Consider the following 12,302-nt stretch of genomic DNA (forward strand, 5'->3'; position numbering starts at 1 on the left):
TTGAGAATGATGAGCATAGATCACTCGATGGGAGCGTCAGGCACTCCCTGAGGCATTAAAAATCCCAGTCGTCATCCTCGGTAGCAACCGCCCGACCAATAACATAGCTTGACCCGGAACCAGAGAAAAAGTCGTGATTTTCGTCCGCGTTGGGAGACAGAGCAGATAGGATGGCAGGATTCACGTCGGTGACCGACGTCGGAAAAAGGGACTCGTATCCCAGATTCATCAGTGCCTTATTCGCATTGTAGTGCAGGAATTTCTTCACGTCTTCCGTGAGACCCACCCCATCATAAAGCTCAGCGGTATAGCGGGATTCGACCTCATAGAGATCGAACATCAACGCAAAGGCAAAATCCTTGGCTTCCGCTCGTTTCGCTTCTGGAAGCCGTTCAAGCGCGCGCTGGAATTTGTAACCTATATAATAGCCGTGCACCGCCTCGTCGCGAATAATGAGACGGATAAGATCGGCGGTGTTGGTCAACTTTGCGCGGGATGACCACCACATTGGCAGGTAGAAACCGGAGTAGAAGAGGAAACTTTCGAGGAATACGCTCGCGATCTTCTTGCGCAGTGGATCAGACCCTGCCGCATATTCGTCCAGGATCAGTCGCGCCTTTTTCTGAAGGTGTTCGTTCTCTTCGGACCAGCGGAACGCCTCGTCGACCTCGGTGGTCATGCACAGGGTCGAGAAGATCGAGGAATACGACCGCGCATGCACGGCTTCCATGAAGGCGATGTTGGAGAGCACGGCCTCCTCATGCGGGGTTGCCGCATCCGCCATCAGCGCCGGGGCGCCGAGCGTGTTCTGCACGGTATCCAGCAGCGTGAGTCCGGTGAAGACCCGGATCGTCAGCCGCCGCTCCTCCGCCGTCAGGGTTGACCAGGACGGGATGTCGTTCGACAGCGGCACCTTCTCCGGCAGCCAGAAGTTGCCCGTCAAACGGTTCCAGACTTCAAGATCCTTGTCGTCCTGCAGACGGTTCCAGTTGACCGCGCGCGCAACGACGCGCGATTGCACGTGATCTTTCATGACTTGCCCCCGGCTAACAGAATTCCGCTTCGCGCGGACTGGCTGCCCGCTGCCTAGATTCGGCACCATACTACCGGAGGGGCATCCCTAAGGCGAGAGGGGATAGCCCAATAGGTTGTGGATAAAATACCTCAGCATACCAGATAAGGAGAAGGCCGCCCAAGGGCGGCCTTCAATCCGGACTTCAAACAACTCAGAGCGTGCAGGACACGCAGCCCTGCACTTCCGTTCCTTCCAGCGCCATCTGTCGCAGGCGAATATAGTAGATCGTCTTGATACCCTTCTTCCAAGCGTAGATCTGCGCCCGGTTGATGTCTCGCGTCGTCGCCGTATCGCGGAAGAACAATGTCAGCGACAGCCCCTGATCGACATGCTCGGTCGCCGCGGCATAGGTGTCGATGATCGCCTCCGGCCCGATCTCATAGGCGTCGCGGTAGTACTCGAGGTTCTCGTTGGACATGAAGGGCGCGGGATAATAGACCCGGCCGATCTTGCCTTCCTTGCGGATCTCGATCTTGGACACGATCGGGTGGATCGAGGAGGTCGAGTTGTTGATGTAGCTGATCGAGCCGGTCGGGGGCACCGCCTGCAGGTTACGGTTATACAGCCCGTCCCGCATGACCGCCGCCCGCAGCGCCGCCCAGTCTTCACGTGTGGGAAGCGGGAGTCCGGCGAAAATCTCCGTCACCCTATCGGTCTTGGGCAGCCAGTCCTTGGTCGTGTATTTGTCGAAGAACGATCCGTCGGCGTATTTCGAATTCTCAAAACCCTTGAACGACTGTCCGCGCTCCCGCGCCAATGCATTGGAAGCGCGGACGGCGTGATAAAGGATCGTGGCGAAATAAACGGAGGTGAAGTCGATACCTTCCTCCGATCCATAGTGAATTCGTTCCCGCGCCAGATAGCCGTGCAGGTTCATCTGGCCAAGGCCGATAGCATGACTCTCGTCGTTGCCCCGACGGATAGACGGCACGCTGTCGATCGACGACATATCCGAGACGGCCGTCAGCGCACGGATCGCAGTCTCCACCGTCGCGCCGAAATCCGGGCCATCCATCGTCGCCGCGATGTTCAGCGATCCGAGGTTGCAGGAGATATCCGTCCCCATGTGATCGTAGGAGAGATCGTCATGATAGGTGGAGGCTTCGTTGACCTGCAGGATCTCCGAGCACAGGTTGGACATCGTGATCCGCCCCGCAACCGGGTTCGCGCGGTTCACCGTGTCCTCGAACATGATGTAGGGATAGCCGGATTCAAACTGAATCTCTGCGATGATCTGGAAGAATTCGCGCGCCTTGATCTTCTTCTTGTGGATCCGGGGGTCGTCCACCATCTCCCGATACTTCTCAGTCACCGAAATCTCGGAGAACGGACGGCCATAGACCTTCTGGATATCGTGCGGAGAGAACAGATACATGTCCTCATCCCGCTTCGCGAGTTCGAAGGTGATGTCGGGGATCACCACGCCGAGCGAGAGCGTCTTGATACGGACCTTCTCATCCGCATTCTCCCGCTTGGTATCGAGGAAGCGCAGAATGTCAGGGTGGTGCGCATTCAGGTAGACGGCGCCGGCTCCCTGCCGCGCGCCGAGCTGGTTGGCATAGGAGAAGCTGTCTTCCAGCAGTTTCATAACCGGAATCACGCCCGAGGACTGGTTTTCGATGCCCTTGATCGGCGCACCCGACTCGCGCAGGTTGGTCAGCATCAGTGCGACCCCGCCCCCGCGTTTCGACAGTTGCAAAGCCGAGTTGATGGAGCGCCCGATGGACTCCATGTTGTCCTCGATCCGCAGCAGGAAGCAGGAGATCAACTCCCCGCGCTGCTTCTTGCCGGCGTTGAGGAAGGTGGGCGTGGCGGGCTGGAAGCGGCCGGAGATGACCTCTTCCATCAAGCGCATGGCAAGGTCTTCATCGCCCTGCGCAAGCGCCAGAGCAACCATCACCACCCGGTCCTCATAGCGCTCGAGATAGCGTTTGCCGTCCCAAGTCTTGAGAGTGTAGCTCGTGTAATACTTGAAAGCGCCGAGGAAGGTCGGGAAACGGAATTTCCGGGCAAAGGCCGCGTCCCAGATCCGGCGCAGGAAGGCGGGCGGGTACTGGTTCAGAACCTCCGCCTCATAGTACCCTTCCTCCACGAGATAATCGAGCTTCTCCTCCAGCGAATGGAAGAAGACCGTGTTCTGGTTCACGTGGTCGAGGAAATACTTGTGCGCCGCATAACGGTCTGCGTCAAAACGGATGCGGCCCTCATTGTCATAGAGGTTCAGCATCGCGTTCAGCGCGTGATGATCGAGTCCGCGGAATTCCTCCGGGATCGACTTTTCTTTCCTCACTGGGCCGGAGAGAGCTGCCGTGTCCAAAACCGTTCCAATCCTGATCTGACGCGCGCCACATCCTCATCCGTTCCCGAAAGCTCGAACCGGTAGAGGAGCGGAACTCCGCATTTCATTGCGATGACATCGCCCGCGCGGGCGAAGAATTCCCCGAAATTTCTGTTGCCCCCGGCGATCACACCCCGGATCAGCGTCCGGTTGGCGGGATCGTTGAGGAAGCGGATGACCGGCTTCGGAACTGCGCCCCGCCCCTCGCCATCCGCATAAGTAGGCGTGACAAGCACGAAGGGCCGGACTGGCGGTTCCGCCAACCGCACCGCGGGTACACCGAGCCGCGCGATGAAGCGTGCGGTGTTCCCCGAAGCGGTGGAATAGAAGGCGATCACCGCGCTGTTGCCTCAGGCCAGAGTGGCGATGCGGTCCGGGCGAAATCCGGCCCAGTGTTCGCTGCCCGCCACGACGACCGGCGCCTGACGATATCCCATGGCCTGCACGCGCTCCATCGCCTCGGCATCTTCCGTCAGGTCGATGACGGTGTAGCCAATACCGCGGCTGTCAAGCGCGCGCGTGGTGGCGGTGCACTGCACGCAGGCGGGCTTGGAATAGACGGTGACGCTCATCGCAGTTTCCTCAGGACTTGATGGCGGGCATGACGACCCGACCGGTGCCGAGGCAACGTTCGTTCCGTCAGGCAGTCCGCCCGTTGATCATAGCGCCCAGGCTCGATATTTGCCCCGACCAGCGAAGACCGGAACTTCCGGCGGCGCCAATCCCAGCGAACAGGGTTTACCCTCCTCACCTGCCGTATCCCTAGGGGGGGACGGGCTTCCTGAACGCTACATATGGTAGCTGGTTTCGCGCTGCTGTCTACAGGAACTTTCACGGAACTCAAGGGGCCGCGGACCACTCTCCTTCATTTTGCAATTTTCGTCCAGCAACACGATTGGCCGCGCAGCAATCGCCCTGCCAGCGGCAGCAGAGAGCATAAATGACGAAAGAGGAGGCCTTTGTCGGCCCCCTCTTCCATCCCAAGGAACGGATTGTTGCCGTCAGGCGGCCATTACGAGATGACCTGCCCCCAGATCCTCCCACCGACGCTGCGGCGGTTCGAATCCCCGCGGGCGGACGGGGCTCTTCAGCTCCTCGGTCATCAGGCCCCGGCGCAGGCTCCGACGAGCCGGATCGGGCACGGGCACGGCAGAGATGAGTCGCTTGGTATAGGGGTGCTGAGGATTGCCGAAGATTGCGTCCCGCGGGCCGATCTCCACAATCTCTCCCAGATACATGACGGCGACCCGGTGGCTTACACGCTCCACCACCGCCATGTCGTGGCTGATGAACAGGTAGGCGATTCCGAATTCCTGCTGCAGGTCCATCAACAGGTTGCAGACCTGAGCCTTGATCGACACATCGAGGGCGGAGACGCTCTCATCCGCGACGATGACCTTGGGATTGAGGCCAAGAACGCGCGCAATTGCGACGCGCTGCCGCTGCCCTCCCGAGAATTCATGCGGATAGCGGTCCATCATGGTACTGGAGAGGCCCACCTGCTCCAGCAGCGAGGCTGCTTTCTGCCGCGCGGCCTGACCGCTGGCAATACCGTGCTTGACGATGGGCTCCGTCACCGCCTGCCCCACCGTCATACGCGGGTTCAGGCTCGAGAACGGATCCTGAAAGATCATCTGCACGGAGCGGCGCAGGTCGCGCAATCCTGCGGAGCCAAGGCTCAGCACATCACGACCGTCGAGGGTAACCGCGCCGGACGTCGGCTCCACCAGCCGCGCGACGGAACGGCCGGTGGTCGATTTGCCACAGCCCGATTCGCCCACCAGCGCCAGCGTTTCCCCCGGAAAGAGGTCGAATGACACATCCTGTACCGCGTGAACCTCTCCCGTGGGGCGGCCCAGCAGATCGGACCCCACCTTGAAGCGGGTAACGAGGTTGCGGACCGACAGCACAGGTGCCGAGCCGTTCACCGTATCGGCCACTGGCGGTTCAGCGGTGATCGCGCCTGTTGCCATATCGACCTTGGGGAAGCGGAGCGGCCACTTCTGCCCCTCCATCGAACCGAGGGTGGGCACAGCCGCCAACAGCGCGCGGGTATAGGGATGCTGCCCATCGTGGAAGATCTGTGCCGTATCGCCGGTTTCCACCACGTCACCGCGAAACATGACCACCGTGCGATCTGCAATCTCGGCCACGACACCCATGTCATGCGTGATGAACAGGACGGCCATCCCCTCCTCCGCCTGCAGCTCCTTGATGAGGTCGAGGATCTGTCCCTGGATGGTGACATCCAGCGCGGTGGTTGGCTCGTCCGCGATGAGCAGCTTCGGCCGCGAGGCAAGAGCCATGGCGATCATCACCCGTTGCCGCATGCCGCCGGAGAACTGATGGGGATACTCGTCAAAGCGTGCGGCAGCGTTGGGAATGCGCACCTTCTCCATCAGCCGCACCGTTTCCGCCCGCGCCGCCCGGCGGTCGAGCCCGCGGTGACGGATCAACACCTCGGAGATCTGTCGGCCCACGGTATAGACGGGGTTCAACGAGGTCATCGGCTCCTGAAAGATCATCGCGATGTCGTTGCCGCGTATCTCCCGCATCTCGCCTTCCGAAAGGGCAGTGAGACTGCGCCCGTTCAGCAGGACCTCCCCCTCGATGCGGGATTGCGCGGGGTCGAGCAGGCGCATGACGGAGAGTGACGTCACACTCTTGCCCGACCCCGACTCCCCCACGATGGCGAGCGTCTCGCCAGCGTGGATCTCGAAGGAGACGTTGCGCACCACCGGTTTCCACCCCTCGTCGGAGCGGAAGGAGGTGGTGAGATTTCTGACCGCCAGAACCGGTCCGCTTTCAGCTTCCCCCATATCAGCGGCCCACCGCATAGGCCTGCATGAGCCGGGGCGTTGCCGCGGCCCGGATCAGCCCGTCCCTTTCGCGACGCGCCGCCGTCAGCCGCCCGATCGACCAGCCGTCCGCGACCGTGAGCTTGTGGCCGCGCCTGCGCAGCTCGGCGATGGTCGCGTCACCCATCCGGTCCTCGATCATGACGCCGCCGGGTTCGGAGGTCCGGGGGTAGAAGGAGGCCGGGAAATGGGTGGAGTGGAACAGGGGCTGATCTATCGCTGCCTGAAGATTGCCCTCATGATGCACGTAGCGCAGGAAGAAGGCGAGCTGCCACTGATCCTGCTGATCGCCGCCCGGCGTGCCGAAGGCAAGCGTCGGCCGCCCATCCTTGAGCGCGAGCGAGGGCGTCAGCGTGGTCCGCGGCCGCTTGCCGGGCGCGAGCGAGGTCGGCAATCCCGGTTGCAGCCAGAACATCTGCGCGCGGCTGTTGAGACAGAACCCCAGCCCCGGAATGATCGGCGAGGACTGCAGCCAGCCGCCCGACGGTGTGGTCGACACCATGTTGCCCCAACGGTCCACCACGTCGATATGAACAGTGTCGCCGCGTTTCTCCGTCAGGTGCGACATGGTAGGTTCGTAGACGGCCCCTTTCTCCAGCCCGCCGACGACGGAAAGCGCCAGCTTCCGCTGCGCCTCAAAACCGGGAACGACACCGGGGCGCAGTTCCATCGACGCTTCCGTCCCGATCAGTTGCCGCCGCCCGTCGTTGTAGACATCCGACAGCAGCGCGCCGAGCGGCACATCCGCGAAGTCCGGATCACCGTAGTAGACCTCGCGATCCGCATAGGCGAGCTTCATTGCTTCCACGACGGTATGCACAAAATCGGGGCCGAGTGGGTCCATCGCCGCAAGGTCATACCCTTTGAGCAGCGCCAGAGATTGCAGCATGACAGGCCCCTGCCCCCACGGCCCGGTCTTGGCGATCTGCCAACCGTGGTAATCATAGGTCAGCGGTTCCTCCACCGTCGCCTGCCAACCGGCCATATCCTCCGCCGAAAGCACGCCCTTGTGGCGCGTGCCGGTGGCATCCATTACTTCGGCCGTGTCGAGGTAGCTCTGGATCGCCTCCGCCACGAAGCCGCGATAGAAAGCGTTGCGTGCCGCTTCGATGCCCCGCTCCCGCGAGCCGGCTGCCTCCGCTTCGGCAATGATGCGCTTCCAGGTCTCGGCCAGTACCGGATTGCGGAAGTTCGATTCCGGCGCGGGCGCACTCCCCCCCGGCAGCCATGTTTCATGCGAGGTCGGCCATTCCTTCTCGAAGAAGTCGCCCAGCCCCGCGATCGTGGCGGAGACGCGGGCCAAGACGGGATGGCCTTCTTCGGCATAATGGATCGCGGGTTCCAGCACCTCGCGCACCGTCATGGTCCCGTAGTCCCGGAGCATCAGCATCCAGCCGTCGAACGCACCCGGAATCACAGTGGAAAGAAGCCCGTCACCGGGGATCAGGTCGATGCCCTCGGAACGGTAGTGTTCGATGGTCGCTTTCGCGGGGGCCGGTCCCTGAGCGCAGATCACGTCCACCCGGTCGTTGGCCGCGGAATAGACGATGGCGGGCATGTCGCCGCCCGGCCCGTTCAGATGCGGTTCCACGATCTGCAGTACGAAGCCTGTGGCGACAGCGGCGTCGAAGGCGTTCCCGCCCTTCTCCAGTATGCTCATCCCCACCGCGGTGGCGATCCAGTGGGTGGAGGTGACCGCGCCGAAGCGGCCGAGGATTTCGGGGCGGGTGGTGAACATGGTCATCTTTATCTCTCAGTTCTCGCGCGGGTCGAGCGCGTCGCGCAGCCCGTCGCCGAGCATGTTGAAGCCGATCACGACAAGGAAGATCGCGGCACCCGGCCAGAGCGCCAGCCAGGGTGCCTGGCTGAGGAAGTTCTTGGCGGTGTTGAGCATGGAACCCCAGCTCGGCGCAGGCGCCTGCTGGCCAAGACCAAGAAAGGAAAGCGACGCCTCTGCAATGATCGCCGTCGCCACGGTCAGCGTCGCCTGCACGATGATCGGCGGGATGATGTTCGGCAGAACGTAACGGCCCATGATCTCCGTATGCGACAGGCCGATGGAGCGCGCGCCTTCTACATAGTCCTCGGTCTTGACCGCCATCGCCTGACCGCGGGTCAGCCGTATGAAGATCGGCATGGCGGAAAGCCCGATGGCGATCATCGCATTGGTGAGGCTCGGCCCGAGGAAGGCGGCAAGCGCGATCGCCATGATGAGAAACGGCATGGCCAGCAACGCCTCTGTCACCCGGCTGATGACCAGATCGACCCAGCCGCCGAAATACCCCGCCAGCAGACCCAGCGGCACGCCGGTCAAGACCGCAATGGCAACCGATATGATCCCCGCCATCAGCGACGCCTGTGCCCCCCAGACCATGCGGGAGAATACGTCGCGGCCGATCTCATCCGTTCCCATCCAGTGCTCGGCGGAGGGCGGCAGACGAATGGCCGTCCAGCTCGTGGCGAGCGGATCGGCGATAGGCAGCAGGGGTGCCAGCAGTGCGAGGGCAGCAAAAAAGGCGATTATGATGAACCCCGCCAGGGCTGCCCGGTTGCGCTTGAACTTCCGCCATGCCCGGCTCGGGGTCCGGGTGGCGACGGGGGTTATCGTGGTGTCGGCGGCGCTCACAGCGTTGACCTCATACGCGGGTTCAGCACGACGTAGAGCACGTCGGCAATCAGGTTCATCAGGATGAAGGCGACGGCGGTGCAGAGCACCACGCCCTGCACGACGGCATAATCCCGGTTGAAAACAGCATCCACGATCAGCTTGCCGAAACCCGGGATGGTGAAGATCTGCTCGGTGAGCACTGCCCCCGCCAGCAGCTCTCCGAACAGCAGGGCGGAAAGCGTGATGATCGGCAGCAGGGCATTGCGGAAAGCGTGACCCATGACGATCTCCCGCCGGGTCAAGCCTTTCGCCTTGGCGGTGCGGATATAGTCACTCCGGAGTACACCCAGCATGGCGGAGCGCGTATGCCGCATCAGCGCAGCCGCGAGCCCCGTGCCCAGCACGAAGGCAGGCATCACCATGGTCTGCAATGAGCGCACCGGATCAACGAAGGGCGACTCGTAGCCGGAGGCGGGCAGCCAGCCAAGATTTACCGACACCAGCAGGATCAGCAGGATTCCGAGCCAGAAGTTGGGAATGGAAAGGCCGCTCAACGCCACGAAATTGGCCGCATAGTCGATGATCGTGTTCTTCCGCGTGGCGGCAAGGATCCCGAATGGCACGCCGATCAGCAATGCGAAGGCCATTGCCATCACCGCAAGCTGCAAGGTGACGGGAAGTTTTTCGAGTATCAACTCCAGCACAGGCTGACCCGTGCGAAGCGATGTGCCGAAATCACCGGTGAGCACCCCACCCAACCAGCGGAAATACTGCGTGATGAGCGGATCATTCAGATGATATTGCTCCCGCAGGAATTCGAGCGTCGCCGCATCACGCTCCTCCCCCGCAAGTGCGAGGACCGGGTCGCCGGGCAGCAGCTTCTGCAGCAGAAAGACGAAGATCGACACCAGAAGCAGCGTCGGCAGCGCCACGAGAAGGCGGCGGGCGATGTAGCGGAGCATGTCGCTCTCCCTTGCGTGAGGCATCGCGCGACCGGGCCGCGCGATGCCGATGTGCTTACTCGACGTTGACGCCGGTGAGGCGAAGCATTCCATCCGGATAGGCGGTGAAGCCGGTCACGGATTTCTTGAAGCCGAACACATAGGACTGGTGGCCGAGATAGATGATGGGCAGATCACGATCGAGGATCGCAGTGGCGGCGGCGTATTTCTCCTTGCGAGCGGCGGTATCCGTCGCGGCGCGGGCTTCGTTCAGAAGCTGGTCCACCTCCGGGTTGCAATACTTCGTGTCATTGATCCCGCCTTTGCAGGTCACGAACTGATGGATATTGCCATCCGGGTCCGGCCGCCCGGACCAGTCGGAACGGCTGAGCTGGTAGTTGCCCGATGTCTGCTCGTTCAGCAGCGTCGCGAACTCCGTCGCGCGGAGCGTGACGTCAAAGCCCGCCTCCGCCACCATCGCCTGGATCATCTGCATGACCTGCGAGACGACGGGATTGTTGGCGTGCTGAATCTCCACCGGCACGCGATCAACTCCCGCTTCCTTCAGGAGCGCCTGCGATGCGGCGACATCGCGCGTGGGAACCGGGATATCCTTGTCGTACCACGGGCTGGTGGGCGGCCAGGGCTGGTTGCCCGCCCGTCCAATGCCGGCAAACACGACCTGGATCAGCGCCTCGCGATCAATGGCGAGCGAGAAGGCCTTGCGGACGCGCGCGTCCTGCCCGATGGGATTCTCCGCCCGCGGCCCGTTCGCGACATTGGCATAGATCGCCATGTAGCCAAGCCCCACGGATTCGGCGGTCTGGAGGCCGGCATCGCCCTGCACCGTGGCCACATCCGTCGCCGCGACGCGCTCCACTATGTCAAGGTCGCCCGACCGCAGGTTAGCCACACGCACCGAGGTGTCGGGGATCGGCAGATAGGTCACCTTGTCCAGATGGATGTTGTCGGCATTCCAGTAGTCCGCGAACTTTTCCAGTACGATCCGGTCCTGCTGAACACGCTGAACGAATTTGAATGGCCCGGAACAAACGGGGTTGGAGCCGAAATTCGCACCCAGCTCCTGCGCGGCTTTCGGCGACAGCATCATGCCCGCCCGATCCGAAAGCTGCGCGAGAAGGGAGGCATCCTGGGCCTTCAGGGTGAAGGTCACTTCAAGCGGGCCGGTTGCCTCCACCTTTTCGACCGAGGCAAGCTCGCTCTTGCGGCGGGATTCCGGCATGGTCATCGCGCGTTCGATGTTGAACACCACCGCTGCCGCGTCGAAAGCGGTGCCGTCATGGAACTTCACGCCTTCGCGAAGCTGCATGACCAGCACCTTGCCGTCCTCGCGATATTCCCATGAGGTTGCGAGCTGGGGCACGATCTCCACGTCTTGCGACACGTCCACCAGCTTGTCACACAAGCCCGTATAGACGATGCGTGCGACGAAGGCGCGGGACTGATGCGGATCCAGCGTGTCGGGATCGTCCTGAAGCCCGATGCGGATATCCGCGGCGCTGGCAGGCATCGCGGCCATCAGCATAACGAGCGCGGCGGTGGACAGGAGAGAGGTCTTCATGGCGTCGGGTCTCCGTCTGGCAGGGACTGTGAAAGATTGGATGCGGTGCTGTGCTGCGTCTCTGGAAAGAGGGCAGCGTCGTAGAAAGTCTGACCGATCAGCTTGTTCTGGAGGAACATAAGGTGGTCACGCATGGCCTCCCCCGCAGCGACAGGATCGCGATCGGCTATGGCCTTCACCACGGCGCTGTGCTGGTCGAAGATCGGGGCGCGGGATGTCTCGCTGCGCATCTGGTCGCGCGTCCGCTGCCAGGCATCATCTTGACGGATGCGGTTCACGATGTCGAACAGCGATAGAAAGAGCGTGTTGCCCGCCGCCTGCGCAATGAGCCGGTGGAGCGCGCCATCCCAGAGTTCGCCCTCGTCGGGATCCTGATAGTCTCGGATCCGCTCCACGATGACCCGCATCCGCGAGACCTGCTCGGGACGCGCACGTAGGGCGGCAAGCTGGGCAAGCTGCGGCTCCAACCGCAAGCGGACTTCCATGATCTCCAGAAGATCGGTCATCGTCACCAGATCGCGGGCAGCCTCTGGAAGAGGGTCAAAGCCGCCTACGAAGGTTCCTGCTCCTTGCTTGCGGCGAATGAGCCCTTCGGCCTCCAGCACTTCCAGCGCTCGCCGAACCGCGCGGCGGCCGATACCCAGCTCCACGACCAGTTGACGCTCGGTTGGCAGGCGCGCGCCCGGCTGATGCATGAGATCGTCGATATAACGGCGCAGCCGCTCCAAGGCGTAAGTGGAGCTTCCACTCGCCTTCTCAGCTGGCACGGGCTTCATGTGAACCAATCTCGTCATTTGGTTCTGTGTGAACCATTATCCGGATTGGTTACAACTGGTTCGTTTACTTATGCGTTACATTCCTCCCGTTCTCTCAAAAATGACTAATTATTGTGCATATATT

10 protein-coding genes are annotated in these 12,302 nt (G+C 62.0%); all 10 read right to left on the reverse strand.

From position 1 onward, the window contains the following. Nucleotides 1–55: 55 nt before the first annotated feature. Nucleotides 56–1,033: a class 1b ribonucleoside-diphosphate reductase subunit beta gene (gene nrdF, locus CN97_RS11695; RefSeq protein ID WP_035711560.1), complete on the reverse strand. Its 978-nt coding sequence runs from the start codon at nucleotides 1,031–1,033 to the stop codon at nucleotides 56–58. 193 nt (nucleotides 1,034–1,226) lie between these two features. Then, a complete protein-coding gene (nrdE, locus tag CN97_RS11700) occupies nucleotides 1,227–3,302 on the reverse strand; it encodes a class 1b ribonucleoside-diphosphate reductase subunit alpha (protein ID WP_051911211.1) in 2,076 nt (691 codons plus the stop codon). Between the two features lie 59 nt (nucleotides 3,303–3,361). After that, nucleotides 3,362–3,751, reverse strand: coding sequence for a class Ib ribonucleoside-diphosphate reductase assembly flavoprotein NrdI (gene nrdI / locus CN97_RS11705; RefSeq protein ID WP_035711561.1), 390 nt, complete (start codon nucleotides 3,749–3,751; stop codon nucleotides 3,362–3,364). A gap of 12 nt (nucleotides 3,752–3,763) precedes the next feature. Then, nucleotides 3,764–3,985, reverse strand: coding sequence for a glutaredoxin-like protein NrdH (nrdH, locus tag CN97_RS11710; protein ID WP_035711562.1), 222 nt, complete (start codon nucleotides 3,983–3,985; stop codon nucleotides 3,764–3,766). A 429-nt stretch (nucleotides 3,986–4,414) separates the two neighbouring features. Beyond that, the gene (locus tag CN97_RS11715; RefSeq protein WP_088217066.1) at nucleotides 4,415–6,232 is read right to left on the reverse strand and encodes an ABC transporter ATP-binding protein; all 1,818 of its coding nucleotides are present in this window, start codon (nucleotides 6,230–6,232) and stop codon (nucleotides 4,415–4,417) included. Between the two features lies 1 nt (nucleotide 6,233). Next, nucleotides 6,234–8,015: a gamma-glutamyltransferase family protein gene (locus CN97_RS11720; RefSeq protein ID WP_035711565.1), complete on the reverse strand. Its 1,782-nt coding sequence runs from the start codon at nucleotides 8,013–8,015 to the stop codon at nucleotides 6,234–6,236. A gap of 9 nt (nucleotides 8,016–8,024) precedes the next feature. After that, nucleotides 8,025–8,897: an ABC transporter permease gene (locus tag CN97_RS11725; protein ID WP_035711566.1), complete on the reverse strand. Its 873-nt coding sequence runs from the start codon at nucleotides 8,895–8,897 to the stop codon at nucleotides 8,025–8,027. After that, a complete protein-coding gene (locus CN97_RS11730) occupies nucleotides 8,894–9,841 on the reverse strand; it encodes an ABC transporter permease (RefSeq protein WP_035711569.1) in 948 nt (315 codons plus the stop codon). The genes CN97_RS11725 and CN97_RS11730 overlap by 4 nt, the downstream gene beginning before the upstream one ends. A 55-nt stretch (nucleotides 9,842–9,896) precedes the next feature. After that, nucleotides 9,897–11,402 (reverse strand): ABC transporter substrate-binding protein, encoded by a 1,506-nt coding sequence (locus CN97_RS11735; RefSeq protein WP_035711571.1) that lies wholly within the window; start codon nucleotides 11,400–11,402, stop codon nucleotides 9,897–9,899. After that, nucleotides 11,399–12,196, reverse strand: a complete 798-nt coding sequence (locus CN97_RS11740; protein WP_051911190.1) for a FadR/GntR family transcriptional regulator — start codon at nucleotides 12,194–12,196, stop codon at nucleotides 11,399–11,401. The genes CN97_RS11735 and CN97_RS11740 overlap by 4 nt, the downstream gene beginning before the upstream one ends. Nucleotides 12,197–12,302: the final 106 nt, after the last annotated feature.

It is taken from the genome of Haematobacter massiliensis, from assembly GCF_000740795.1.
GTDB lineage: Bacteria > Pseudomonadota > Alphaproteobacteria > Rhodobacterales > Rhodobacteraceae > Haematobacter > Haematobacter massiliensis.

Bases quoted from the DNA above. Each gene is read 5' to 3' on its own strand.
- nrdF (WP_035711560.1), bottom strand. From the start codon at position 1,033: ATGAAAGATCACGTGCAATCGCGCGTCGTTGCGCGCGCGGTCAACTGG.
- nrdE (WP_051911211.1), bottom strand. From the start codon at position 3,302: ATGCTGAACCTCTATGACAATGAGGGCCGCATCCGTTTTGACGCAGAC.
- nrdH (WP_035711562.1), bottom strand. From the start codon at position 3,985: ATGAGCGTCACCGTCTATTCCAAGCCCGCCTGCGTGCAGTGCACCGCC.
- CN97_RS11715 (WP_088217066.1), bottom strand. From the start codon at position 6,232: ATGGGGGAAGCTGAAAGCGGACCGGTTCTGGCGGTCAGAAATCTCACC.
- CN97_RS11720 (WP_035711565.1), bottom strand. From the start codon at position 8,015: ATGACCATGTTCACCACCCGCCCCGAAATCCTCGGCCGCTTCGGCGCG.
- CN97_RS11730 (WP_035711569.1), bottom strand. From the start codon at position 9,841: ATGCTCCGCTACATCGCCCGCCGCCTTCTCGTGGCGCTGCCGACGCTG.
- CN97_RS11735 (WP_035711571.1), bottom strand. From the start codon at position 11,402: ATGAAGACCTCTCTCCTGTCCACCGCCGCGCTCGTTATGCTGATGGCC.
- CN97_RS11740 (WP_051911190.1), bottom strand. From the start codon at position 12,196: ATGACGAGATTGGTTCACATGAAGCCCGTGCCAGCTGAGAAGGCGAGT.